The sequence below is a fragment of the Ochrobactrum sp. BTU2 genome (genome assembly GCF_024539785.1).
Taxonomy (GTDB): domain Bacteria; phylum Pseudomonadota; class Alphaproteobacteria; order Rhizobiales; family Rhizobiaceae; genus Brucella; species Brucella anthropi.
Map to the genome: position 1 here is coordinate 222180 of NZ_JAHWRG010000002.1, position 25520 is coordinate 247699.

The following is a 25520-nucleotide window of genomic DNA, read 5'->3' on the forward strand; positions in this document are numbered from 1 at the left end:
AGCGAATGAAGAGCGGATCGTGTTGTGAGTCTGAAAAGATGTCTGCCGTTCTTGGTGAGAAAAGAGGATAGCCCTATGGCAACCGTTAAGGTCGATAACAGCAATTTTCAGTCGGACGTTCTTCAGTCGAGCGAGCCTGTCGTGGTGGATTTCTGGGCGGAATGGTGCGGTCCCTGCAAGATGATCGCGCCGGCTCTGGACGAAATCGCGACCGAAATGGCCGGTCAGGTCAAGATCGCCAAGGTTAATATCGATGAGAATCCAGAACTGGCAGCCCAGTTCGGCGTGCGTTCGATCCCGACGCTTCTGATGTTCAAGGACGGCGAACTCGCCGCCAATATGGTCGGCGCTGCTCCGAAGAGCCGTCTCGCCGACTGGATCAAGGCTTCTGCTGCATAAAGAACAGCATCATAAAAATGCAAAACCCGGCCTTCGAGCCGGGTTTTTGTTTGGAGCATTTCCAGCAAAAGTGTGAAGCGGTTTTTGCGCAGGATAATGCGACGAAATAAATACTTGGAGCGGTTCCAGCGACTCTGTTTTTACTGGAACCGCTCTAGAATTTGCCGTTAGGCGGGTGGTGTGCCGTTCTCTCTCAAAACTTCACCCGCAAGGTAAAGCGAACCGCCAATCAGGATACGCGGTGGCGCTTCATCCGGGGGCCACGTACCACGCAGAAGTTTCAATGCGTTGGCAACCGAATGCACAGGCTCTGCCGACAGGTTGGCTTTCTGGGCCGCGACCGCCAGCTCATCATTGGGGATACCCGCATCGCTGGACGGAACAGGCACGGTGAAAACATGCCGTGCCATACCGGCAAAGGCTTCGAAATAGCCGACCGGGTCCTTGGTGTTGATCATGCCGGTGATGAGGAACAGCGGGCGTTCATTGCGTTCTTCCAGATCGCCGAGTGCCTCCGCGATGACTGCGCCGGCACCCGGGTTATGACCGCCATCGAGCCAGATTTCGGAGGCTGCCGGGGCCATATCCACGAGCGCGCCATGGGTCAGGCGCTGCATGCGTGCTGGCCAGTCCACCACCATCAACGCTTTTTCGACGGCTTTGTCGGTCAGGCTGAAACCAGCCATCTGCACTGCCTCGATTGCCGCTGCGGCATTGGAAATCTGGTGACGTCCGGGCAGGCGCGGCAATGGCAGGTCGATCAGACCGTCCTCGTTCTGGAACACCATGCGACCATGCTCCTCGAAAGCGAGGAAATCCTGCCCGTAAACCGAAACCGGACAGCCAAGCCGGTCGGCAGTCGAGACGAGAACTTCCCGCGCTGCATCGAAAGGCTGGAAACCGACAACAACCGGGCAATCCTTCTTGATGATACCGGCTTTCTCGGCGGCAATCAGCTCCACGCGGTCGCCAAGATAGGCCTGATGGTCGATGGAAACCGGCATGATGAGCGAGACGGCAGGCTCGGCAATGACATTGGTGGCGTCGAAACGTCCACCAAGGCCGACTTCCATAACGACGACATCCGCCGGATGCTCGGAAAAGAGTACGAAAGCCACAGCCGTCAGAATTTCGAAAACGGTGATGTGCTGGCCGCCATTGGCTGCCGCAACGCGCTCTATGGCGTCGGCCAGAACATCGTCGCTGACCAGCCTGCCGCCGCCGGGCGCCGCCAGACGGTAGCGCTCATGCCAGTGGACGAGGTGCGGCGAAGTATGGACGTGAACGTCGAAGCCGCCCGCTTCCAGAAGCGCGCGGCAGAAAGCCGTCGCCGATCCCTTGCCGTTGGTTCCGGCAATATGGATGACCGGCGGCAATTTCAGATGCGGATTGCCGAGCTTTTCCAGAAGACCGCGGATGCGGTCTAATGAAAGATCGAAGCCTTTTGGATGCAACTGCATAAGCCGCTCGATTGCGGCGGCGGCTTTTTCTGTCACGATCAGGCTGCCTTGTCGGTTGCTTCCGTCTTTTCGTGTTCCGGCGCGTCGCTATTGCCCGGCTGCCTGGTCATGATCTTGAGAAGGCGCGCAATCGTGTCCTTCAGCTCGAGACGCGAGACGACCATGTCGACCATACCATGTTCCATGAGATAGTCGGCGCTCTGGAAGCCTTCCGGCAGCTTTTCACGGATCGTCTGTTCGATGACGCGCGGGCCGGCAAAGCCGATCAGTGCGCCGGGTTCGGCAATGTGGATATCGCCCAGCATGGCGTAGGAAGCCGTCACGCCGCCCGTAGTCGGATTGGTCAGAACGACGATATAGGGCAGGCCAGCTTCTTTCAGCATTTCCACAGCAACCGTGGTGCGCGGGAGCTGCATGAGCGACAGGATGCCCTCCTGCATGCGTGCACCACCCGAGGCGGCGAACAGAACCAGCGGACGCTTCAGCTCGATGGCCTTTTCAAAGCCTTGAATGATCGCTTCGCCGGCACCCATGCCGAGCGAACCGCCCATGAAGCCGAAATCCTGAACGGTGGCGACAATCGGCAGGCCGTCAATGGTGCCGAGGCCGTTGACGATAGCGTCATCCATGCCCGTGCGGGTGCGATAATCCTTGAGACGATCGATATATTTCTTCTCGTCGCGGAATTTCAGCGGATCGACCGGCACTTTGGGAGCTTCAAGCGTGGTGTATTCGCCATTGTCGAAGAAGAAACGCAGACGATCCTTCGCCTTGATGCGCATGTGATGACCCGAGGACGGGATCACAAACTGGTTGCTCTCAAGGTCTTTGTGAAACACCATTTCACCGGTCGACGGATCTTTGATCCAGAGGTTTTCCGGCATTTCACGACGGCCGAGCATCGAATTGATCTTCGGACGGACGTAGTTGGTGATCCAGTTCATGACGTTTGCTTCCGTTTCTTGTTCTTCGGCAAAGAGCTTCAGCCGCTTAGCACTTTTAAGATGTGCACTAAATGGACGATTTATTGGGCGGCTTCAAGGCGTGTGGCACGCACACTCTCCGCAAGGGCGTGGACAAGTCTGGTTGCAGCGGCGACAGGATCGCCCTTCGCCTTGCCGTTTTCGTCCAGTTCACCGGCAATCGCGTTGACAATCGCCGTGCCGACGACGACGCCATCGGCATGGGTGGCGATGGCTGCTGCCTGCTCCGGTGTCTTGACGCCGAAACCGACACAGATCGGCAGATCGGTGCTCTTCTTGATGTGACGCACAGCTTCACCGACCTTTGCCGTATCGGCAATGGCCGAACCGGTGATGCCGTTCATCGAGACGTAATAGACGAAGCCCGATGAATTATGCAGCACCTTCGGCAAGCGCTTGTCGTCCGTGGTTGGCGTGGTGAGGCGGATAAAATTGATACCCGCCTTCATGGCCGGAATGCAAAGCTCAGCATCCATTTCAGACGGAAGATCGACGACGATCAGCCCGTCCACGCCGGAAGCCTTGGCATCGGCCAGAAAGCGTTCCACGCCGTAAATATAGATCGGGTTGTAATAGCCCATCATGACGATCGGGGTCGTGTTGTCTTCCTTGCGGAATTCTGCTGCCATGTGCAACGTCTTGGCAAGCGTCTGACCGGCGTTGAGGGCGCGCAGGCCAGCGGCCTGAATGGCGGGTCCGTCTGCCATCGGATCGGAGAAGGGCATACCGAGTTCGATCACGTCGGCACCAGCCTTTGGCAAGGCCTTCATCACCTTGAGCGAGGTTTCCAGATCGGGATCGCCACCCATGAAATAGGTAACGAGCGCCGGACGGCCCTCGGCCTTCAGTTCAGCGAATTTGGTGTCGATGCGAGTAGTCATACCGTGCCCCGTGGCAAAGTGCGTGCCAGATAGTCGGCAACGGGCTTGCCCGCCATTGCCGTTTCCATCCATGCACGCCGTTCAAAGTCTATAATTCCGAGTTCCCACACGCAGGCCATCAGCAGCGGCTGTGCGGGCATGAAGTCCACCTCGTCGCCGAGTTCCGACTGCCAGAGGATTTCCGTAGCGATGCCGCCCTCAAGCCACCAGTGCAGCAGCAGCCAGAGGCCCTCCTCGCCCTGATGAAGAACGGCGAAACCGACGCCCAGATGCGGCAATGCGGTGAGCTTTTCAGCGGCAGTTTCAATCTGTCTGCGGGCGAGGCCGACAGCAGCCTCCGCGACAGGATTGGTTGGATCGGCTTCAATGATGTTGAGCTTGATCGTCGCCGGACCGCACGTCGTCAGGCCGTCGAACCATGCGGCACGCGGCTTGTAGGCGGAGATTTCGGCGACGTTATTACCCATGTCAGATGTCCATGCCGAGAAGCTTGCCGACCGTGTGGACATCCTTGTCGCCACGACCGGACAGATTGACGATCATGACCTGATCCTTGCCCATGGTCGGTGCCATTTTCACAGCCTGCGCGATGGCATGTGCGGATTCGAGGGCAGGGATGATGCCTTCGGTGCGGGTGCAAAGCTGAAATGCATCCAGCGCCTCATCATCGAGGATTGGCACATAATCGACGCGCCCGCTGTCTTTCAGCCATGAATGTTCAGGCCCAACGCCCGGATAGTCGAGACCGGCAGAAACGGAATGACCTTCGAGAATCTGACCGTCATCGTTCTGGAGGAGGTAGGTGCGGTTGCCATGCAGAACGCCGGGACGACCTGCGCTCATTGAAGCGCAATGTTCTTCACCGTCGAGACCGCGTCCGCCCGCTTCGACACCGACGATCTTCACCGAGGCGTCGTCAAGGAACGGATGGAACAGACCGATGGCATTGGAACCGCCGCCGACCGCTGCCACGATCACATCCGGCAGGCGTCCTTCCTGTTCCAGAATCTGTTGGCGCGCTTCGTTGCCGATCACCGACTGGAAGTCGCGCACCAGTTCCGGATAGGGATGCGGACCGGCAGCCGTACCGATCAGGTAATAGGTGTCTTCGACATTTGTCACCCAGTCACGCAGGGCTTCGTTCATCGCGTCCTTGAGCGTGCCGTTGCCTGCAGAAACCGGGATCACTTCGGCACCAAGCAGCTTCATGCGGAACACATTCGGCTTCTGACGTTCGACGTCGGTTGCGCCCATATAGACCACGCAGGGCAGGCCGAAACGCGCGGCAACGGTGGCCGAAGCCACACCATGCTGTCCGGCGCCGGTTTCAGCGATGATACGGGTCTTGCCCATGCGTTTGGCAAGCAGAATCTGGCCGAGGCAATTGTTGATCTTGTGACTGCCGGTGTGATTGAGGTCTTCACGCTTGAAGTAGATTTTCGCACCGCCCAAATGTTTGGTCAGGCCTTCGGCATAATAGAGCTTGGAAGGACGACCGGCATAATAGGTTGAAAGCGCGTTCAGCTCAGCTTTGAATTCAGGATCGTTCTTCGCCGTTTCATAGGCTTCCTGCAATTCAAGGATCAGCGGCATCAGCGTTTCGGCGACGAAGCGTCCGCCGAAAATACCGAACATGCCCTCTTCATCGGGGCCTGTCTTATAGGAATTGGGTGCAACCGGCTTGTTCAACGCTTCCGCTCCGTCAGTTCAGGCTGTCTACAGGGCATCGGCGCGCATCGGCGACAGCCCGGAAAAAATTCTCGATGAGACGCACATCCTTTTCGCCGGGCGCGCGCTCGACGCCGGACGATATATCGATGCCCGGCGCCTGGGTCTTGTGCAGCGCTTCGGCGATATTGTCCGCACTCAATCCACCGGAAAGCATGTAATCGATATCCGCGTCAAGCGCCGCCAGAAGTTCCCAGTCGAATGACACGCCATTGCCGCCGGGCAGCTCAGAGCCCCTTGGCGGTTTGGCATCGAACAGGAAACGGTCGGCTATGCCTTTATAGGCTGCAATCGCGGCAAGGTCGCTGGCTTCGCGCACCGAAAAAGCCTTCATGACCGGCAGGCCATAACGCGCCTTGATGAAGGCCACGCGTTCCGGCGTCTCATGCCCGTGAAGCTGCAGAATATCTGGCTTCACGGTTTTCACGATATCATCCAGCGTTTCATCGTCCGCATCGACTGTAACGGCAACGACAAGCGCACGTCCCTTGACCGCATCGCGCAGGCCTGCCGCTGCCTGCGGGGTTATATGGCGCGGGCTTTTTGGAAAGAAGATGAAACCGATATGCGTCGCACCGCCGTCGAGAGCGGCGGCAACAGCATCGGGGGTTTTAAGCCCGCATATCTTGATATCGAGAACCATGGTTTTCCGTCGCATAAATCCGGGGTCTACTCAAGTTATTCCGTCCATTGTCGACCTATTCGGAGACCGGATGGCCGTCAAAACCCTGTGCGATCAGAAAATCATACGCCTCCATGACCTCAAGGGGAACAGCCTGCGCGATCTGATAGCCCCTGGCGGGATATTCCAGAATGCGTTGAAGATCGCCGGTCATCTCGCTGATAAGCATTTCGACCGGATGATCTGCCGTTGGCTGGTCCTCGAAGGATACGAGCGGCGCGGTGATGCTTGCGCGTGCCTCCGGCCATTGCCGGGCCGCGGTCGCCAGAACGCGGCGTTGGGTCTGCGGCTTGGTCACAAGGATGGCGCTGATTGCACCGGGTGCAAGCCGTTCGCGACTGAACCTTATATTTTCGCCGATATTGGTGGCATTGGGTTCGATGGTGATCGCTTCTTCAGGCACGCCGCGCCTGATTGCGATTTCAGCAAAAGCTTCTGCTTCACTTGCCTTGTAGAGCCTGTCCGTCCAGTGACCACTTTTGCCGGTGAATACCAGCCACGTCGCCATGCCGGCCAGAAAGAGATCGGCTGCCCTCTCGGCAACGCGTGGATCGTAGCTGCCAAGCCCGATAATGACATCGGCGGTTTCCAGCGAATCATAGATGCAGTGATAATCCCACAGCACCTTGGCGGCGGTCAGTATGGATGCGGTCATGTGAAGTCGATAGCCTGTAATGCGCTGCCATTGCGCTTCAGCCAAGCCTTGCAGCGCTCCGTATCGGGGCAAAGCTCATGGCAGAGTTTCCAGAATTTCGGCCCATGGTTCATCTCGATGAGATGGGCCACCTCATGGGCAACGAGATAATTGATCACCGGGGCAGGGGCCATGCCGATGCGCCAGGAGAAAGAAAGGATGCCGTCCGAGGTACACGACCCCCAGCGGCTCTTCGTATCCTTGAAGCGCACTGCCTTGGCCTTGCGGCCGACAGCTGCGGTGTGACGGACGACAAGCGCCTCGATCTCGCGCTTCACTTCGCGCTTGATGTGATCGGCAACGCGGCGTGGCAGATGTGCCGGGTCGCCATGGACGAGCAGAATATTGCCTTCGAGAAGCTGTGTGGTGCCGCGCCCGGGCTGATGCACGATCTTGTGTGGCACGCCACGCAAGGGGATTTTGATACCGGCGCGCACGCCTGGCTGGTCGGGTAGTTTTGCAATGCGGCTTTCGATCCAGCCTTCATGGCGGTTGAGGAAGCTCAGCACCTCGCGCTCGGGAAGGCCGGGCGGAACCGTAATACGCAGTCCCCTGCCGCCTGCTTCGATACGCAGGGTCAGTCGTTTGGCACGCGGATTCTCGAAAACACGTAAAGGAAGTTCGCGTCCGGCGACCGCATGGATACGTTCGCTGCGAACGGTTGTCGTTCCAGCGGATGCCCCTTTACCGCTGATTTGCCGAAGAAAGGATAAGCCCATCGCTTAAGAATAAGCGATTCGCTTAAAAAGCCAGAAAAAATTGCTGTTTTGACCGAAACGGCGCAGCCAAACCGCGCCGTTTCGAGAGATTTCAGGGTGTTATACCTTATCAAAGATCGGTGATGTCGTCCTTGCCGCCTTTCGCGCGCGGGGCAGGCGTCTTCTTCGAGGCCGCACGGCGTTCAGCCATGAAGCGGTCGAATTCTTCCTTGTCGCGAGCGCGGCGAAGTTCTGCAGCATAGGCCTCGAATTCGGCGCGTGCTTCTTCAAGCTTGCGGCGTTCTTCGGCCAGTCGTTCCAGCTCGGCGCGGCGCCAGTCGTCAAAAGCCTCGTTGCCGGTGGTGCTACCGAAGTTGAAGCTTTCGCCCTTGCGGCAGTTGCGAAACGATCCGAACATGGAATCGGTCTTCTCGTTCACGCCGCGCTTGAATCCTTCGAGGCGGTCGCCCCAGAGGATATAGGCCAGCATGGCAAGGCCAAGCGGCCAGAACAGGATAAAGCCGAGCACCATCAGCGCAATCGTGGCTGGCGTCCATGCCGGGCGGATCAATGCAGTATTGGTCATGGTCTGCTCCGTCGAAAAGCGCATGCCATTCAACCGTTCGACATCGTCCGGCAACATGCGCAAAACCAAGGCCTGCCAGCCCGCCCTGTGCGGGCATTTTGTTCTGGCGGCTTGACTTCGACGTGGTGAAAAGATTGCGGCTTTTCAAGAATGCAACTTGCGGATTCAGGCCACGCTTCTGCTAACCAATGTGATTAATTCGAAATTTTTTTGCGAAAATGTTCGAGAAAAGTGACGGCAAGCCCGGCGATCAGTGCCCAGAAGGCAGAGCCAACGCCGAAAAATGCCATGCCGGAGGCCGTCACGGCAAAGGTTATGGTCGCCGCAAGACGCTCATGTTCATCCTTCAGCGCCAATGACATGGCGTTGATGAACGGGCCTGTCAGGGCAAGCCCGGCAACAAGTGCGATGAGCGTTACCGGCAATACGGCAAAGATCGCGACCAATGACGCCCCGAAGAGGGCAAACACCACATAGATCGCCGCATAGACCGGACCGGTAAGCCAGCGTTTCGTGTGATTGGGATGTGCATCGGGATTGGTGCAGAGTGCCGCCGAAATCGCGGCAAGATTGGTGGTAGAGGCGCCGAAAGGAGCCGTCAGCAGTGAAAACAGGCCGGTTACGCGCAGGCAGGCGCTGGTTGGCGGCTCATAGCCTGAAGCACGCAGTACGGCGAAACCCGGCAGGTTCTGCGAGGCCATGGTCACCAGATAAAGCGGGATCGCGATGCCGATCATCGCACCCATGTGGAACTCTGGCCATATGAGGGTCAGCGTGGAGATTTCAGGCGCGGGCAGGGCTGGTGAGCGCCCCGTGAGCAATGCGAAGATCATCCCGATCACCAGAACGGCAATGACGGCGAGCGACGGGTTGAACAGGCGGATAATAAAGAACAGCGCCACCAGCGGCAGGACGAAAACCGGATCGCCAGGCACAGTCTTGGCGGCGGCAATGACGAAACTCAGCAGCACACCTGCAAGCATACCTGATGCGACGGATGCGGGAATGCGGGAAACAAGCACCGACAATTGGCGGATCAGTCCGGTGGCGACCAGTGCGAGTGCCGTCACGATGAATGCGCCAACCGCTTCCGGCATGGTGAAACCGGCACTGGCGCCGATCAGCGCCAGCCCCGGTGTAGACCAGGCCGCGATGATCGGCATCTTGTAGCGAATGCTGAGCCAGGCGGATGAGGCGGCAATCGCAAGGCAAATCGCCGTCACCCAGCTTGCAGTTTCGGCCTGTGTGGCGCCCAGCACCTGCGCTGCGGCAATGATGAGTGCCAGTGTGCCGCCGAAACCGACAATGGCCGCAACCGCTGAGGAAGCGAAAACCGAAAACCGCATGATTTCGCTCCGTTATGATTTTTCGCCGATGCGTTCCGCCAGACCGGATACGGTGCGGATCAGAAGATCGAGATCCTGCGGTCGCGACAGGCGATGATCCCCGTCGCGCACCAGTGTCAGGGTCACGTCATCGACGGGCAGGTGTTCCACCAGCGTCAGCGCATGCTTGTAGGGAACATCGGGGTCCTGCATGCCTTGCAGGATATGAACCGGACAGCCGGTCTCGATAATACCCTTGAGAACCAGGTTCTTCCGTCCGTCCTCGATCAGCGCACGGGTATAGACATAAGGATTGGGCGAATATTCGGAGGGTTCTTCAAAATAGCCCTTTTCCTGAAGGTCGTTTTTCTGCGCGTCGGAAAGTGTTGGCTCCACAAGTACAGCCGTAAAATCCGGAGCAGGTGCGATCAGGACGATCCCGGCAGGCGGGTTCCCTTCCTTCTTGAGCTCCTGCGCCATGCGCAGCGCGATCCAGCCACCCATTGATGAGCCAACCAGAATCTGCGGTCCTTTGGCAAATTTGCGATAAACGGCGAGGCTTTCGTTCAGCCAGCGCGAGATGGTGCCTTGATTGAAATCGCCGCCGGATTCGCCGTGGCCGGAATAATCGAGCCTGAGTGAGCTGTGCCCGGTCTCAGCCGCCCATTCATCGAGGACGACCGCCTTGGTGCCCAGCATGTCGGAACGATAGCCGCCGAGCCAGACCACACCGGGAGATTTGCTTCCGGCTCTGTAACGCAGGGCGATTTTCGCTCCGTCCACGTCGATGAATTCCGGCCCCGCAACGCTCATGACAAATCTCCTCATTTTCCGGGAGTGTTTTTGCATGTTCGCAAAAGAGAGAAAACCCGCATGTGGGGCGAGGCCCTTGAAATGACGGCAAATGTGACCGATATGCCGCTTGTCCGCCGCGAAATGACAACAAAAAGAACGTTTATCACGCGGGGGTGATTTTTCCTGTCAAAGATGCTATTGACTTCGCCGCCCGCTTGACGACATTTCCGCGATCAACTGCGGTTTGATTGGGGATATGCCGTCTGGCAGCGAGTATCCGACCGCATGAGACGTAACAATTCAGGAGATAACGACCATTCGCCGACCCTTCAGAGCGACGCCGGTTCAGAAAGACGGACCGCGCTCCAACCGTGATATCCGGGTTCCCCGGGTTCAGCTTATCGATGCCGAAGGCCAGAACCACGGTGATGTTTCCATTCAGGAAGCTATCGCCATGGCTGAAGAAGCAGGTCTCGATCTCGTCGAGATCGTGCCGAACGCAGAGCCTCCGGTTTGCAAGATCGTCGACCTCGGCAAGCTGAAGTATCAGAATCAGAAAAAGGCCGCCGAAGCGCGCAAGAAGCAGAAAACGGTTGAAATCAAGGAAATCAAGATGCGACCGAACATCGACACCCATGACTATGAGGTGAAGATGAAGGCTGCTCTGCGTTTCTTTGAGGAAGGCGACAAGGTCAAGGTTACCTTGCGTTTCCGTGGACGTGAAATGGCGCACCAGGAACTTGGCATGAAGCTTTTGCAGCGCGTCAAGGAAGACACTGTCGAAATCGCCAAGGTTGAGTCCGAGCCGAAGCTTGAAGGCCGTCAGATGATGATGGTTCTCGCTCCGCGCTGAGCATTTCGAAATGCCTTGGAAAAGCCGCCTTCGGGCGGCTTTTCTTTTGGCCAGACAAATTGGATCATGGAATCGCAATGAAGACTTTGGGCGAATTGGGTAAATATCAGCAGCGTCGGCGTCTTGCGATCGGCGCCGTCGTGGTGCTTCTGGTCGTGGCGCTGCTTTTTGTCAGCTCGCAATCGACCGGCCATTTTCATGAATATATCGAGGCGTTCGGCCTCAGTCTGATCGTCGCGGCCATCATCGGACGCATGTGGTGCACGCTCTATATCGGCGGGCGCAAGAGCGCGGAAATCGTGCAGAGCGGACCGTATTCGGTCACGCGCAATCCACTTTACGTCTTCAGCAGCATCGGCGCGATGGGTATCGGCGCGCAGACCGGCAGCATCATCATTGCGATCGCCTTCGGCGTGCTTTGCTATCTCGCTTTCTCGGTTGTCATCCGGACGGAAGAGAAATTTCTCAAGCAGAATTTCGGCAAGCCTTATGAAGCCTATTGTGCGAGCGTTCCGCGTTTCTTTCCGAAGTTTTCGCTGTTTCGTGACGACAAGGAACTGATCGTCCGGCCTGACCGGATTTATCGCACTTTTCAGGACGGCCTGGTGTTCTTCGTGGCCTATCCGTTTTTCGAGTTCGTGGAATATCTGCAGGACATTCACGTCCTGCCAGTACTTCTGCGGCTTTATTGACGTTCCGGTTGCGATTCAACCCGATTTGGGCCAATTCGGGCATTGCGTTTTGCGGTCTTTGAGCCTATAAGGCCGCGTTCGAACCGCCCGGCAGGGCATGCCGTGGCGGTTTCGTATGCTTTTCGGGCTTGGTCAGTCCGGAAGTAAAACTAGGTTCCCATCCGCATCAGGCATGACCGGACGCCACGCAAGAGGCGTCGAGTGTCGAAGGCACGAGGGGGATCGCAAAGAAGGAGTAGCAAAATGCCCAAGATGAAGACCAAATCGGCCGCCAAGAAGCGGTTCAAGATCACCGGCACCGGCAAAATCAAAGCCGCAGCTGCTGGTAAGCGTCATGGCATGATCAAGCGTTCGAACAAGTTCATTCGCGATGCACGCGGCACCATGGTTCTCGCCGATGCCGATGCAAAGATCGTGAAGCAGTTCCTGCCGAACGGCCTCTAAGATTAGTCTGAGAAGGAGATCATAACATGGCACGCGTAAAACGCGGCGTTACCGCCCACGCAAAGCACAAGAAGGTTCTGGATCAGGCTGCTGGTTTCCGTGGCCGTCGCAAGAACACCATCCGCACCGCCAAGGCTGCAGTTGACCGTTCGAAGCAGTATGCTTACCGCGACCGCAAGAACCGCAAGCGCTCGTTCCGCGCTCTCTGGATCCAGCGCATCAACGCTGCTGTCCGCGAGCAGGGCCTGACCTATGGCCGTTTCATCGACGGTCTTGCCAAGGCTGGCATCGAGATCGACCGCAAGGTTCTGTCCGACATCGCAATCCACGAACCGGATGCATTTGGTGCGCTGGTTGCATCGGCAAAGAAGGCTCTCGAGTACCTCAAGAACACCGAGACGCCGAACGCTTTTGAAGGCGCTGTCCGCTAAGCCAGCCGCCTTTCCCAAGCAGTATCGATAATTTGGGGACCCGCGCTGGCTCGGCTGGCGCGGGTTTTCTCGTTTTAAGGATTCAAAGCGGGCATGAAGGATGAACCGGGCAAGTTGAGACTGGATCTGGATGCGGATGATCTCCGCAGCCTGCTGGTTCTGCTTGTCCAGAGCCGGGGCAAGCGTATTTCCAGCGCCGTCATCGGTGGTCATCGTGTCTGGATCAAGCGCTACGATGCAGAAAGGCGCCCATTTCCGAAGCGTCTGCACAGCCTCATTTCGCCGCTTCTTCCCTATCCGTTCCTGCGCAGCCCGAAGGATGTTGGAGAAGCAGGCATGGCCGACCGCGAAGAGCGCAAGATGAGCGCTTTTCTGCAGGCAGGCTTTCAGGTTCCCAGGATCGTCTACCACCAAGGGGCGGTGATGGTTCTGAGCGATGTCGCGCCGATTATCCAGGACCAGCTTGACCATTTACGTCGCAATGATCCGCAGGGCCATGATGCACTTCTGGTGCATTGCGCCCGCGCGTTGGGTGAGGCCCATGCTGCCGGGCTCTGCCATGGGCGTCCGCACCCGCGCGATTTCTTCGAGAAAAACGGCGTTGCCGGTTTTCTGGATTTCGAGGAGGAACCGGAAACGGTCATGCCGCTTGCTGCTGCACAGGCGCGCGACGTGTGGCTCCTGTTCTTCCAGATCACGGCGCAGGCGCGTCTTGCCGGGACACCGCAGCAGACATTCGCAGCCTATCGTGCGGTCGCGCCCGCTGACGTGATTCCGGAATTGAAGAAAATTGTCGGCTTCTTCCGATTTACCATCGCGCCGCTGAGGCTGTTCCGCCGCATTTTTCTCGGCGGCGATGGAAGACGGCTCTTGCAGGCGATGGAATTTTTTGACGCCAATCTTGATGCGTCTCACCAATCAGGCCAAAGAGAGTAACGACAACGCTTCTTTGGCTGCAAAGCGAAATATGTGGAGCGCTGCAGGCGCAACAGGTAACTCAAAACAAGAGGCGTGGAGCGCTGCAAGCGCGACAGGGAGCTCAAAACAAGAGGCGTGGAGTGCCGCAGGCACGACAGGGATTTAAACAATGAGTGATCTAGAACAACTTGAACGGCAGATTCTCGAAGACATCGCGGCGGCGGCTGACGAGCCTGCCATTGAAGCCGTGCGTGTCGCCGCTCTTGGCAAGAAGGGCTCAGTTTCGGAAAAGCTGAAGACACTGGGCAGCATGACGCCGGAAGAGCGTCAGGCGCAGGGGCCGGCGATCAACGGCTTGAAGAACCGGGTTACCGAAGCGCTGACCGAGCGCAAGACGGAACTGCGCAAGCAAGCGATTGCCGCTCGCCTTGAGCGCGAAAAGGTCGATGTGACGCTGCCGGTGCGTGAAAGCGCTGCATCGCGCGGTCGCATTCATCCGATTTCACAGGTCATCGATGAGATCACCGCAATCTTCGCCGATATGGGTTTCTCGATTGCCGAAGGTCCGGATATCGAAACCGATTATTACAATTTCACGGCTCTGAACTTCCCCGAAGGCCATCCGGCGCGCGAAATGCACGACACCTTCTTCTTCAATGCAGACGAGAAGGGCGAGCGCAAGTTGCTGCGCACGCATACCTCGCCGGTGCAGGTGCACACGATGGAGAAGTTCGCGGCCATCCGTGACAAGGAAGACCGTGACGAGCCGATCCGCATCGTCATTCCGGGCAAGACCTATCGCATGGATTCCGACGCCACCCATTCGCCGATGTTCCATCAGGTCGAAGGTCTGGTTGTCGATAAGTCGGCCAATGTCGCCAACATGAAGTGGGTGCTGGAAGAGTTCTGCAAATCCTTCTTTGAAGTGCCTTCGGTCAAGATGCGTATGCGTCCGAGCTTCTTCCCGTTCACTGAGCCATCGGTCGAGGTTGATATTCAGTGCGACCGTTCCGGTCCGCATGTGAAGTTCGGCGAGGGCAATGACTGGCTTGAAATTCTGGGCTGCGGCATGGTGCATCCGAATGTGCTGCGCGCTTCCGGCTACGACCCAGACGTCTATCAGGGCTTTGCATGGGGCATGGGCATCGATCGCATCGCCATGCTGAAATACGGCATGCCTGATCTGCGCGCTTTCTTCGACGCCGATGTGCGCTGGATCGAACATTACGGTTTCCGTCCGCTCGACATTCCGACGCTTTTCGGCGGACTGAGCGCTTAAGGACAGGAAGGGACAAGACAAATGAAATTCACGCTTTCCTGGCTCAAGGATCACCTTGAAACCGATGCGACGCTGGAACAGATCGTCGAGAAGCTGACCGATATTGGTCTGGAAGTGGAATCGGTCGACGACCGCGCTGCTTTCAAGGCCTTCAAGATCGCCAAGGTCGTAAGCGCTGTTCAGCATCCGGATGCCGACAAGCTGCGCGTACTTTCCGTCGATACGGGTGACGGCAAGCCGGTCCAGGTCGTTTGCGGCGCGCCAAACGCCCGCGCTGGTCTGGTCGGTGTATTGGGCCGTCCGGGTGACTATGTTCCGGGCCTCGATGTCACGCTTTCCGTTGGCAAGATTCGCGGTGTCGAAAGTTTCGGCATGATGTGTTCCGAGCGCGAGCTGGAGCTTTCCGACGAGCACAATGGCATCATCGACCTGCCGGAAGATGCTCCGGTCGGCACCAGCTTTGCAACCTATGCCGGACTGGACGATGCGGTGATCGAGATTGGCCTGACGCCGAACCGTGCCGATTGCACCGGCATTCATGGCATTGCACGTGATCTTGCTGCTGCTGGTCTAGGCACGGTCAAGAACACTTTGCCGGAAGCGGTGAAGGGCGAAGGCGAAACGCCGGTCAAGGTCATTCTGGATCAGGATGACGAGAACCCGTTCTGCACTGGTTTCGCACTGCGCATGGTCAAGGGCGTGAAAAATGGCCCAAGCCCCAAATGGATGCAGCAGCGTCTGAAGGCCATCGGCTTGCGCCCGATCAATGCGCTGGTCGACATCACCAATTATGTGACCTTCGATCAGGGCCGTCCGCTGCACGTCTTCGACGCTGCCAAGGTCAAGGGCAATCTGACGGTGCGTCTGGCAAAGGATGGCGAAACCATTCTCGGTCTCGATCAGCGTGAATATAAGTTCAAGCCGGGCATGTATGTGATTGCCGATGAGAACGGTCCCGAATCGATCGCCGGTATCATGGGCGGCGAGCATTCCGGTTGCGATGAAAACACCACCGATGTGTTGATCGAATCGGCTCTCTGGGACCCGCGCATGATTGCGCGCACGGGCCGCGAACTCGGCATCGTTACCGATGCGCGCTATCGTTTCGAGCGTGGCGTCGATCCGGAAATGATGGTTCCGGGTGCAGAACTGGCAACCAAGTTGGTGCTGGAACTCTGTGGCGGCGAGCCGACAGTTCTCGACGTGGTTGGATATAGCAAGCCTACGCCGCGCGTGATCGATTTCCCGGTATCGGAAGTCAAGCGCCTGACGGGCATCGAGGTTTCCTACGACGCATCCTTCGATATCCTGAAGCGTCTTGGCTTCAGCGTTGAAGGCGACGGCAAGGTTATCAAGGCCACTGTTCCGACGTGGCGTGGCGACGTGGAAGGCAAGGCCGACCTCGTTGAAGAAGTCATGCGCATTCATGGCATCAACCAGATCGACCCGCGGCCGCTGCCGGGGCTTGGCACGGTCAATGGCCGTATCCTGACCACCTTGCAGATCAGAACCCGCCATGCCCGCCGCATGCTCGCTTCGCGCGGCATGATGGAAGCCGTGACCTATTCCTTCATTTCCGACGCGCAAGCCAAAGCTTTTGGTGGTGGCAAGCCGGAACTGAAGCTGGCGAACCCGATTGCCGCCGATATGTCGGACATGCGTCCTTCGCTCCTGCCGGGCCTGCTGGTCGCAGCACAGCGCAATGCGGATCGCGGTTTCGGCGATACGGCACTGTTCGAGGTTTCGGGCATTTATGAAGGCGATACGCCAGACAAGCAGCGTCGCGTGGCGGGTGGCGTGCGCCGCGGTACGGCCAAGGTTGATGGCTCGGGTCGTTTCTGGGCTGGTAATGCAGCTCCCGTCGGCGTCTTCGATGCCAAGGCTGATGCATTGGCAGCACTTGAAGCTGCTGGCGCTCCGGTTGACCGCATCCAGATCGAAGCCGGTGGTCCTGAATGGTTCCATCCGGGCCGTTCGGGAACGCTGAAACTCGGACCGAAGGTCGTTCTTGGCACCTTCGGTGAGTTCCATCCAGACACGCTGGAAGCGCTCGATGTTTCGGGCGCACTCTGCGGCTTCGAGGTCTACATCGATGCGATACCTGAGCCGAAGGCGAAATCCACACGCACCAAGCCGGCTTTGAACCTCTCGCAGTTCCAGAGCCTCAAGCGTGATTTTGCGTTTGTGGTGGATGCAGATGTGGAAGCTGGAAATGTCGTGAAGGCGGTTTCGTCGGCGGACAAGAAGCTGATTGCCGGTGTTCAGGTCTTCGATATCTTCACAGGCGCATCGCTGGGTGAAGGCAAGAAGTCGATCGCGGTTGAAGTGCTGCTGCAGCCGCAGGACCGCACATTGACGGATGAAGATCTGGAAGCACTATCGAAGCATGTCGTGGCCAGTGTGGCCAAGCAGACCGGCGGCGTGCTGCGCGGATAAGCATGAAATAAAAAGCCCGCCAGATGGCGGGCTTTTTCATAGCGCTATTCAGCGGCCTGTCTCGTCCTTGCTGGCAGAGCCATCATCGCCATATCGATGATCTTTTGTACCGCGGCGCGCGAATTGCCATCGCGGGCTTCAAAAGAAATGCTCTGTTGGATCATGTGATAGAATTCGGTCATCTGTGCGGTATCGGCATTGGAGGGTAGATCACCTGCCCCTACCGCCTGCTGCAAGCGCTTGGAAAGCCGCTCATGATTTGCGTGTCGGATAGCCTGGAGAAATTCCTTCACAGGCACATTTTCCGGTTTGCACTGGATCGAGCTTACACTGATCATACAGCCGCCCGCCGGGCAGGCGAAAGCGCTGTCTGCGCTCAGTTCCAGCCAGCGGCGCATGCCCTCCTGAATGGTGGTCGCGTTTTCCAGTGCGTCGAAAGGAGCGGCGCCGATGGTACGGCGATAATAGTCGACGGCTTCACGAAACGCCTGCTCCTTATTGCCGAAGGCGGCATAGAAACTTGGCGGCGTAATGCCGATGGCGGTCGTGAAGTCGTTGATCTGGGCGCACTCATAGCCTTTGGCCCAGAAAACCTTCATCACCTTGTCCAGCGCTGCGTCGCGGTCGAAGCTGCGCGGGCGTCCGCGTGGAACCATTTTTCTCCCTTTCTGTAATCATCCTTATATAATTCTCTTGACCCTTTCGGGCAAGGCGATATTAATTATGTAGTCTACACTATATAATTAGGATTCGTCCCATGAACGATACGTGCGAATCCGCCCTTGCGGCGGAAGAGGTTTCTGCGTCTTCGCAAAAGGCGCGAGCGATCCCGCTGGTTGTCTATTGCCTCAGCTTAGGCGTGTTCGCGCTCACGACTTCCGAACTCATGATCTCGGGCATGCTGCCTTCACTTCAGGTGGCGTTCGACCGTTCCATCGCCGATATCGGCAATCTCATTTCGCTTTATGCGCTTGGCATGATGATCGGCGGACCGCTGGTCACGATCCTGTTTCTGGCGTTGAAGATCGAGAACAAGCGGGGACTTCTGATTCTGCTTGTATTTTATGCGGCGGCGCAAAGCGTGGCCGCGTCCACAAGCAGCTTCCAAATTCTGCTGATCGCCCGTGTTTTGACCGGTATGGCGGCGGCAACGAGCTTCGGGCTGATGCTTGCCATTACGGCACAGCTCGTCGGACCGGAACTGCGCGGGCGAGCTTCATCGCTGGTCTTTGCCGGCCTCATGCTCTGCACCGTCTTCGGCGTGCCGATAGCGACGGCGATCACCAATGCGTTCGGCTGGCGGGCGAGCTTCTGGGCCATTGTGGTCCTGATTCTGGTATGCGCGCTTGTCATCGCAATCAAGATTGAGTCGTCGCCCGATACGCCGCAGGCCGATCTGCGCTCTGAACTGAAGGAAATGCGCAAGCCGAAACTCTGGGCCGCCTATGCCACGAGCGCGCTCGTCATTGGTTCGTCTTTCGCGGTCTACAGCTATCTGTCACCGATCACGGTGGAGCTTGCCGGCTTCTCCGCAATGCAGGTGCCATTTTTGCTTGCCGTCTATGGCGGCGCCAATATCGTCGGCAACTATGTCACCGGTCGCTTTGCCGACCGTCACACGATTCCGACTATCGCCATCGGTCTTGTGTTGATGCTGTCGGCCATGCTGATTTTCGCGCTTTTCGCCGAGCTGAAACTGGCTACGATCCTTGCCATCGTGATGATCGGCCTGACGGGCATAGCACTTAATCCTGCCTTTATCGCGAGGGTGATGCGGATCGCGCATCCGGGCGCGCTGGTGAACGCCATGCATGCATCGGTCATCAATATCGGTCTCGGGCTTGGGCCGTGGGTTGGTGGACAGGCAATGGAGGCAGGCTATGGCCTGCATGCACCTCTATGGGTCGGCTTTGCCATGACACTGGCCGGGCTTCTGACGCTTGCACCGCCAGCTCTGCGCAGGATGTAAAAAAGGGAGCCCGACGGGCTCCCCTTTTATTTGGAGCATTTATCAAAGACCGGTCAAAGCAAGCTGCTGTTCGTTGTAACGCTTGCCTGCGATCAGGTCGGGTGCGGATACCTCATCCAGACGCTGCAAATCCTGTGGTGTCAGTGTGATGTCCACGGCTTTCACATTGTCTTCCAGATGATGGATCTTGCGGACACCGGGGATCGGCACGATGAAATCGCCCCGGCTCAGTACCCATGCCAGCGCCAGCTGTGCGGGCGTGACCTGCTTTTCCTGTGCGATCTCGACGATACGATCCACCTGCCGATTGTTGGCTTCCAGATTGCCCGGCTGGAAACGCGGCAGGGTCTTGCGGAAGTCGTCTTCGGCGAGATCGGACTGTGAACGCAACGTGCCGGTCAGCATACCGCGCCCAAGCGGGCTATAGGGTACGAAACCGATACCAAGTTCACGGCAGACTGGCAGCACATTGTCTTCCGGATCGCGTGCCCATAGCGAATACTCGCTTTGCAACGCGGCGATGGGATGGACCGCATGCGCGCGGCGCAAGGTGGTGCTACCTGCTTCCGAAAGACCGATGGCGCGTATCTTTCCCTCATCGATCAGGTCTTTCAAAGTGCCAACCACATCTTCGATCGGTACGGATGGATCGACGCGGTGCTGGTAGAACAGATCGATCACATCGATGCCAAGCCGCTTCAGGGAGGCCTCGGCTACGTCGCGAATATGTTCAGGACGGCTATCGACACCCTTCATCTGGCCGTCTTCGATCTTGAAGCCGAACTTCGTTGCAATCGTCACCCGTTCACGGAATGGCTTGAGCGCCTTGCCGACGAGTTTCTCATTCTCGAACGGGCCATAGACCTCCGCAGTATCGAAAAATGTCACGCCAACGTCGACGGCGCGGTGCAGCGTGCGGATTGCATCCTGTTCGTCCTGCCCCCCATAGGCGTGTGTCATTCCCATGCAGCCGAAACCAAGGGCGGAAACGCTCAATTGCTGGCCGAGTTTGCGCTGTTGCATCGTAGTTCCTTTCGAATGGCTGATTGAAAGTACTGAAAATTGTGCGGGAGGATCGGGAGGAGATTCTGGGTGGACGCGCCTTCAAGCTGCCTGCGCCCAAGCCCGGGACCATGTTGCGAACCATAAAACAGGGTGATCAGTTCGATAATACCGATTTATTTTCACGGCTTGTTCTGTAATTTGTAACAATGAATCGAAGTCAACTGTCACAGCTTGCCGTTCTAGCCGCCGTTGCCGCGCATGGAAGTTTCCGTGGCGCTGCGCGGGAACTGGCGATTGCGCCCTCGGCCGTCAGCCATGCGGTGGCAACACTGGAGGACAGTCTGGGCGTGCGTCTTCTTGCACGCACAACACGCAGCGTCGCCCCGACGGAGGCCGGGCGGCAATTGCTGGAGAGGCTGGCACCGGCGCTTGAGGAGATCAATGCGGCTTTGGGTGCCGCCGTCGATTCGCGGGATCGACCGTCCGGGGTGCTGCGCATCACAGCGCCCTATGTGGCGGCGCAACTTGTCATCGCTCCGCGTCTGGGCGAATTCGCCAGAGCTTATCCCGACATTACACTCGATCTGCGGGTGGAAAATGGCTTCACCGATATCGTAGCGGCTGGCTTCGACGCAGGCGTGCGTCTCGGTGAGAGCCTCGAAGCGGATATGATTGCAACGCGGTTGACCGGCAATGTGCGTGCGGCAATCGTCGCGGCACCGAATTATTTCGATAACCGTTCAGCTCCCGTCGAACCGCGCGATCTTTTGCAGCACGCATGTATCCGCCATCGTTTTCCGAGCGGGCGAACCTATCGCTGGGAGTTCGAAAAAGCGGGCGAAGTGCAGGAAATAGCCATTGAGGGACCTCTGATTGTCAATGACGATAGGGTTATTCTGGAAGCAGCCCTGAACGGTACGGGGCTTGCTTATCTGTTCGAAGCCTATGTTCACGATGCATTGGCGAATGGACGTCTTGTCCGGGTCCTGGAAGACTGGTGCCAGCCTTTCGCCGGGCTTTATCTCTATTATCCAAGCCGCCGCCAGATGCGCCCGGCCTTGCGCGCATTCATCGACTTTTATCGCCATGGGTCGGGGAGCGGTCAATGAAGGCAACGTCGAACCATTTGCGTCATGCCGGTCTGCCACTCGCACGGCAGCGGGATATCTTTTCACAGATGATTCTGGAAAGCCCGCTGCTGACGGATGCGCTGCATCGGCTGCATGAACTCGGCGGGGAATCATCCAAATTCTGGCTCGTCTCCGGTGCCCTCTACAACACCATCTGGAATCGACTGACTAGGCGACAGGCTCTGCATGGGATCAAGGATCTCGATATTATCTATTTCGACGGCAGCGATCTTTCCTGGGAAGCAGAGGATGCGGTTATCACCCGCGGGGCTGACGTCTTCCGCGGCTTTCCGCTTCCGGTGCAGATTCGCAATCAGGCGCGGGTGCATCTGTGGTTCGAAAAGCGCTTTGGACAGCCCTATGCATCGCTTCGCTCTGCGACCGAATCGATAGAACGCTATTCGACGATTGCCCATTGTGTGGGTGCGCGGCTGGCAAAAGAGGGCGAGGCGACGGAGGATGGGCTGCTCATCCACGCTCCATTCGGCTTTGATGATATTTTTTCATTTCGCATTCGGCCCAATCGTGCCATCGATAACCGCGAAACGCATGAGATCAAGGCAACCCGCGCGCTGAAATTCTGGCCGGAACTGAGAGTTCAGGACTGGGACACGCCGGAATGAGCCCGGTTCTTGCTTTGAATGAAAGAGGGAACAGCATGTTTCGTTGGGGTATCCTTTCAACTGCCAAGATTGGCGTCACGCAGGTAATTCCAGCGCTTTGCGCGTCCGAAAATGGCGTTGTTCATGCCATTGCAAGCCGCGACCTGTCGCGGGCACGCGCCGTCGCCGACCGTTTCGGTGCACCGCTGGCATTCGGTTCCTATGAAGAACTTTTGGCCAGCGACGCTATCGACGGCGTCTATATACCGCTGCCGACCTCGCAGCACATCGAATGGAGTCTCAAGGCGGCTGAAGCAGGCAAGCATGTCCTTTGCGAAAAGCCGATTGCACTCAAGGCCGACGATATCGACCAGCTTATTGCCGCGCGTGACAAGCACAAGGTTACGATGGCTGAAGCCTTCATGGTCTATTACCATCCGCAGTGGATCAAGCTGCAGGAACTTCTGGCCGAAGGCGCTATCGGCAGGCTCCGCCATGTGCAGGGCGCTTTTTCCTATTTCAATGTCGATCCGGGCAATATGCGTAACCAGCCGGAACTGGGCGGCGGCGCCCTGCCGGATATTGGCGTCTATCCGACTGTGGTAACCCGTATGGTTACCGGTCAGGAACCGGTGTCGGTTCAGGCGTCGGTCGAATATGATCCGGCCTTCGGCACCGACCGTTATGCCAATGTTTCGGCGCGTTTCGACGGTTTTGACCTGACCTTCTATGTCGCCACGCAACTTGGCGCTCGACAGACGATGGTCTTCCACGGCGACAAGGGCTTCATCGAAGTCTATGCGCCGTTCAATACCGGCAAATATGGTCATGGCAGCATCGCGCTTTTCGATGCCGGTCACACGAAGGCGACGGAATGGTCGTTCGGTGACGCCAATCATTATCAGCTTCAGGCCGAGAGTTTTGTGCGTGCTGCGCGTGGCGATAAGGATGCGCGGCTTTTCTCGCTTGAAAACTCGAAGGCGAACCAGAAATTCATCGATGCGATCTACCGAGCGGCAAAAGACGGCAAATCGGCTATGGTATGATGGTCGGCGCGCACTATGTAGTGCAGCGGCGACCCCTATTTTGTACGTCGATAGGTCCCTGTCAGTATTTCCGGGTGCGGAATCTGCCTCAGCTTGGCTGTTGTGACTTGCAGTAAAAAACCGCGTTTCTTATATACGCCTCGCACAGGGCATTGATGTGCGTCTGGAAACCGGTCCGGTATCTGGACAAGCATCGTGAAAAGCGCATTGTGAAACCGATAGGAACCGCCCATGGAACGCTCGGTAGAGGTCTTGGCGGTTTGCTGAATGGAGAGAAATATGGCTAAAGTAATTGGTATCGATCTGGGAACGACCAACTCCTGCGTATCCGTCATGGACGGCAAAAACGCGAAGGTCATCGAAAATGCCGAAGGTGCGCGTACAACCCCTTCGATCGTTGCATTCACGGATAGTGACGAACGTCTTATCGGCCAGCCTGCCAAGCGTCAGGCCGTCACCAATCCGGAAGGTACCATTTTTGCGGTCAAGCGCCTGATCGGCCGCCGCTTTGACGACCCGATGGTTACCAAGGACAAGGACCTTGTCCCATACCAGATCGTCAAGGGCGACAATGGCGATGCCTGGGTTGAAGTCCACGGCAAGAAATATTCCCCGTCGCAGGTTTCTGCGATGATCCTTCAGAAGATGAAGGAAACTGCTGAGTCTTATCTCGGCGAAACGGTTACGCAGGCGGTTATCACCGTCCCGGCCTACTTCAACGACGCTCAGCGCCAGGCAACCAAGGATGCCGGCAAGATCGCTGGTCTTGAAGTGCTGCGTATCATCAACGAGCCGACGGCTGCTGCGCTCGCTTACGGTCTGGACAAGAACGAAGGCAAGACCATTGCTGTTTATGACCTTGGCGGCGGTACCTTCGACGTGTCGATCCTCGAGATCGGTGACGGCGTCTTTGAAGTGAAGTCGACCAATGGCGACACCTTCCTCGGCGGTGAAGACTTTGACATGCGTCTGGTCGAATACCTCGTGGCCGAGTTCAAGAAGGAAAGCGGCATCGACCTCAAGAACGACAAGCTCGCTCTGCAGCGCCTCAAGGAAGCTGCCGAAAAAGCCAAGATCGAACTGTCGTCCGCGCAGCAGACCGAAGTCAATCTGCCGTTCATCACGGCCGACCAGACCGGTCCGAAGCATCTTGCCATCAAGCTGTCGCGCGCCAAGTTCGAAAGCCTGGTCGACGATCTCGTTCAGCGCACCATCGAGCCTTGCAAGGCAGCGCTGAAGGATGCCGGTCTGAAGGCTGGCGAAATCGACGAAGTGATTCTGGTCGGCGGCATGACCCGCATGCCGAAGATTCAGGAAGTCGTGAAGGCCTTCTTCGGCAAGGAGCCGCACAAGGGCGTTAATCCTGATGAAGTCGTCGCCATGGGCGCGGCAATTCAGGCAGGCGTTCTGCAGGGCGACGTCAAGGACGTTCTGCTGCTCGACGTGACCCCGCTTTCGCTGGGTATCGAAACGCTGGGCGGTGTGTTCACCCGTCTGATCGAACGCAACACCACGATCCCGACCAAGAAGTCGCAGACCTTCTCCACCGCCGAAGACAACCAGTCGGCCGTGACGATCCGCGTCTTCCAGGGCGAGCGTGAAATGGCTGCCGACAACAAGATGCTCGGCCAGTTCGACCTCGTCGGCATTCCGCCCGCACCGCGTGGCGTGCCGCAGATCGAAGTGACCTTCGACATCGACGCCAACGGTATCGTCAACGTGACGGCCAAGGACAAGGGCACGGGCAAGGAGCATCAGATCCGCATTCAGGCATCCGGTGGTCTGAGTGATGCCGACATCGAAAAGATGGTCAAGGACGCCGAGGCGAATGCCGAAGCGGACAAGAAGCGCCGCGATGCCGTGGAAGCCAAGAACCAGGGCGAAAGCCTCGTTCATTCGACCGAAAAGTCGCTGAGCGAATATGGTGACAAGGTTTCGGCTGATGACAAGAAGGCCATTGAGGATGCTCTCGCAAGCCTCAAGACTTCGCTTGAAGGCGACGATGCCGAGGACATCAAGGCGAAGACGCAGACGCTCGCCGAAGCTTCCATGAAGCTTGGTCAGGCCATGTATGAGGCCGCTCAGGCTGCTGAAACCGGTTCTGCCGGCGGTAGCGAAGAAGCTGCTTCGAACGACGATGTTGTCGACGCCGATTACGAAGAAATCGACGACGACAAGAAGAAGTCGTAATTTCAGGCTCTATACGCTCAAGCCCGGGGCTCTGCCCCGGGCTTTTGCCAATTTTCGAGATGTTCATATTCGCAGGTTTTGTATAAGCCTGCATATTGGCTGGTATCGGTAGAAAGTACCGATGGAAATATCAGGCAGATCAGCCTCTATTTGAAAAATCGCGCTGGCCTGCATACATCTTGAAAAGCATGAGACGGTTTCGGGCAAAGTGGTGTTGACGCTGAAACCCGGAGTGCTGCTCTGACGCATTGAGTCGGAAGGCGCTTCGATAGATGAACAATTGGAAACGCTGGC

At 57.5% G+C, this 25520-nt stretch carries 26 protein-coding genes; 13 read left to right on the forward strand and 13 right to left on the reverse strand.

Annotation, left to right across the window (positions count from 1 at the left end; translation table 11 throughout):
* Positions 1-75: 75 nt before the first annotated feature.
* A complete protein-coding gene (trxA, locus tag KWJ32_RS05745) occupies positions 76-399 on the forward strand; it encodes a thioredoxin (protein ID WP_006473274.1) in 324 nt (107 codons plus the stop codon).
* A 167-nt stretch (positions 400-566) separates the two neighbouring features.
* Here trxA and KWJ32_RS05750 read toward each other — a convergent pair whose 3' ends face one another.
* From KWJ32_RS05750 to KWJ32_RS05800, 11 genes are all read right to left on the reverse strand, one after another.
* Entirely contained in the window at positions 567-1859 is a 1293-nt protein-coding gene (locus KWJ32_RS05750; RefSeq protein ID WP_012091043.1) for a folylpolyglutamate synthase/dihydrofolate synthase family protein, read from the reverse strand.
* Positions 1860-1897: 38 nt separating this feature from the next.
* Complete coding sequence (gene accD, locus KWJ32_RS05755) at positions 1898-2803, reverse strand: acetyl-CoA carboxylase, carboxyltransferase subunit beta (protein WP_012091042.1); 906 nt, start codon at positions 2801-2803, stop codon at positions 1898-1900.
* 80 nt (positions 2804-2883) lie between these two features.
* Positions 2884-3723: a tryptophan synthase subunit alpha gene (gene trpA / locus KWJ32_RS05760; protein ID WP_012091041.1), complete on the reverse strand. Its 840-nt coding sequence runs from the start codon at positions 3721-3723 to the stop codon at positions 2884-2886.
* Positions 3720-4190 carry a hypothetical protein gene (locus KWJ32_RS05765; protein WP_012091040.1) on the reverse strand — a complete coding sequence of 157 codons (471 nt, stop codon included), beginning with the start codon at positions 4188-4190 and terminating at the stop codon, positions 3720-3722. The genes trpA and KWJ32_RS05765 overlap by 4 nt, the downstream gene beginning before the upstream one ends.
* A gap of 1 nt (position 4191) precedes the next feature.
* Positions 4192-5412 (reverse strand): tryptophan synthase subunit beta, encoded by a 1221-nt coding sequence (trpB, locus tag KWJ32_RS05770; protein WP_010657692.1) that lies wholly within the window; start codon positions 5410-5412, stop codon positions 4192-4194.
* A 13-nt stretch (positions 5413-5425) separates the two neighbouring features.
* Entirely contained in the window at positions 5426-6094 is a 669-nt protein-coding gene (locus tag KWJ32_RS05775; protein WP_040129063.1) for a phosphoribosylanthranilate isomerase, read from the reverse strand.
* A gap of 55 nt (positions 6095-6149) precedes the next feature.
* Positions 6150-6788 (reverse strand): YdcF family protein, encoded by a 639-nt coding sequence (locus KWJ32_RS05780; RefSeq protein ID WP_012091038.1) that lies wholly within the window; start codon positions 6786-6788, stop codon positions 6150-6152.
* Complete coding sequence (locus KWJ32_RS05785; RefSeq protein ID WP_010657695.1) at positions 6785-7546, reverse strand: M48 family metallopeptidase; 762 nt, start codon at positions 7544-7546, stop codon at positions 6785-6787. The genes KWJ32_RS05780 and KWJ32_RS05785 overlap by 4 nt, the downstream gene beginning before the upstream one ends.
* A gap of 109 nt (positions 7547-7655) precedes the next feature.
* A complete protein-coding gene (locus tag KWJ32_RS05790) occupies positions 7656-8111 on the reverse strand; it encodes a DUF2852 domain-containing protein (RefSeq protein WP_010657696.1) in 456 nt (151 codons plus the stop codon).
* Positions 8112-8305: 194 nt separating this feature from the next.
* Positions 8306-9457 carry a benzoate/H(+) symporter BenE family transporter gene (locus tag KWJ32_RS05795; protein WP_012091037.1) on the reverse strand — a complete coding sequence of 384 codons (1152 nt, stop codon included), beginning with the start codon at positions 9455-9457 and terminating at the stop codon, positions 8306-8308.
* Between the two features lie 12 nt (positions 9458-9469).
* Complete coding sequence (locus KWJ32_RS05800) at positions 9470-10249, reverse strand: alpha/beta hydrolase (protein ID WP_012091036.1); 780 nt, start codon at positions 10247-10249, stop codon at positions 9470-9472.
* Positions 10250-10547: 298 nt separating this feature from the next.
* On the opposite strand from KWJ32_RS05800, the gene infC reads away from it, so the two are divergent.
* The 7 genes from infC to pheT all read left to right on the forward strand — a co-directional run bounded on the left by infC (position 10548) and on the right by pheT (position 17284).
* On the forward strand, positions 10548-11084 hold the full coding sequence (gene infC, locus KWJ32_RS05805; protein WP_012091035.1) for a translation initiation factor IF-3: 537 nt from the start codon (positions 10548-10550) through the stop codon (positions 11082-11084).
* Between the two features lie 77 nt (positions 11085-11161).
* Entirely contained in the window at positions 11162-11776 is a 615-nt protein-coding gene (locus tag KWJ32_RS05810) for an isoprenylcysteine carboxylmethyltransferase family protein (protein ID WP_010657701.1), read from the forward strand.
* 243 nt (positions 11777-12019) lie between these two features.
* Positions 12020-12220 carry a 50S ribosomal protein L35 gene (rpmI, locus tag KWJ32_RS05815; RefSeq protein WP_006473268.1) on the forward strand — a complete coding sequence of 67 codons (201 nt, stop codon included), beginning with the start codon at positions 12020-12022 and terminating at the stop codon, positions 12218-12220.
* Between the two features lie 26 nt (positions 12221-12246).
* Positions 12247-12651: a 50S ribosomal protein L20 gene (gene rplT, locus KWJ32_RS05820; RefSeq protein WP_006468099.1), complete on the forward strand. Its 405-nt coding sequence runs from the start codon at positions 12247-12249 to the stop codon at positions 12649-12651.
* Between the two features lie 93 nt (positions 12652-12744).
* Positions 12745-13587, forward strand: a complete 843-nt coding sequence (locus tag KWJ32_RS05825; RefSeq protein ID WP_012091034.1) for a hypothetical protein — start codon at positions 12745-12747, stop codon at positions 13585-13587.
* Between the two features lie 151 nt (positions 13588-13738).
* The gene (gene pheS / locus KWJ32_RS05830; RefSeq protein WP_012091033.1) at positions 13739-14848 is read left to right on the forward strand and encodes a phenylalanine--tRNA ligase subunit alpha; all 1110 of its coding nucleotides are present in this window, start codon (positions 13739-13741) and stop codon (positions 14846-14848) included.
* Positions 14849-14869: 21 nt separating this feature from the next.
* The gene (gene pheT / locus KWJ32_RS05835) at positions 14870-17284 is read left to right on the forward strand and encodes a phenylalanine--tRNA ligase subunit beta (protein ID WP_151609663.1); all 2415 of its coding nucleotides are present in this window, start codon (positions 14870-14872) and stop codon (positions 17282-17284) included.
* Positions 17285-17328: 44 nt separating this feature from the next.
* Here pheT and KWJ32_RS05840 read toward each other — a convergent pair whose 3' ends face one another.
* Positions 17329-17940: a TetR/AcrR family transcriptional regulator gene (locus tag KWJ32_RS05840; protein ID WP_012091031.1), complete on the reverse strand. Its 612-nt coding sequence runs from the start codon at positions 17938-17940 to the stop codon at positions 17329-17331.
* A gap of 101 nt (positions 17941-18041) precedes the next feature.
* Here KWJ32_RS05840 and KWJ32_RS05845 point away from each other — a divergent pair, with 101 nt between their 5' ends.
* Positions 18042-19253, forward strand: coding sequence for an MFS transporter (locus KWJ32_RS05845; RefSeq protein WP_012091030.1), 1212 nt, complete (start codon positions 18042-18044; stop codon positions 19251-19253).
* Between the two features lie 42 nt (positions 19254-19295).
* Here KWJ32_RS05845 and KWJ32_RS05850 read toward each other — a convergent pair whose 3' ends face one another.
* A complete protein-coding gene (locus KWJ32_RS05850; RefSeq protein ID WP_012091029.1) occupies positions 19296-20276 on the reverse strand; it encodes an aldo/keto reductase in 981 nt (326 codons plus the stop codon).
* A 188-nt stretch (positions 20277-20464) separates the two neighbouring features.
* Between KWJ32_RS05850 and KWJ32_RS05855 the strand changes: the two genes are divergently transcribed.
* The 4 genes from KWJ32_RS05855 to dnaK all read left to right on the forward strand — a co-directional run bounded on the left by KWJ32_RS05855 (position 20465) and on the right by dnaK (position 25226).
* Positions 20465-21367, forward strand: a complete 903-nt coding sequence (locus tag KWJ32_RS05855) for a LysR family transcriptional regulator (protein WP_012091028.1) — start codon at positions 20465-20467, stop codon at positions 21365-21367.
* The gene (locus KWJ32_RS05860) at positions 21364-22011 is read left to right on the forward strand and encodes a nucleotidyltransferase family protein (protein WP_012091027.1); all 648 of its coding nucleotides are present in this window, start codon (positions 21364-21366) and stop codon (positions 22009-22011) included. The genes KWJ32_RS05855 and KWJ32_RS05860 overlap by 4 nt, the downstream gene beginning before the upstream one ends.
* A 35-nt stretch (positions 22012-22046) precedes the next feature.
* Positions 22047-23036: a Gfo/Idh/MocA family oxidoreductase gene (locus KWJ32_RS05865; protein ID WP_040130034.1), complete on the forward strand. Its 990-nt coding sequence runs from the start codon at positions 22047-22049 to the stop codon at positions 23034-23036.
* 279 nt (positions 23037-23315) lie between these two features.
* Complete coding sequence (gene dnaK / locus KWJ32_RS05870) at positions 23316-25226, forward strand: molecular chaperone DnaK (RefSeq protein WP_010657711.1); 1911 nt, start codon at positions 23316-23318, stop codon at positions 25224-25226.
* The last annotated feature ends 294 nt before the right edge of the window (positions 25227-25520 follow it).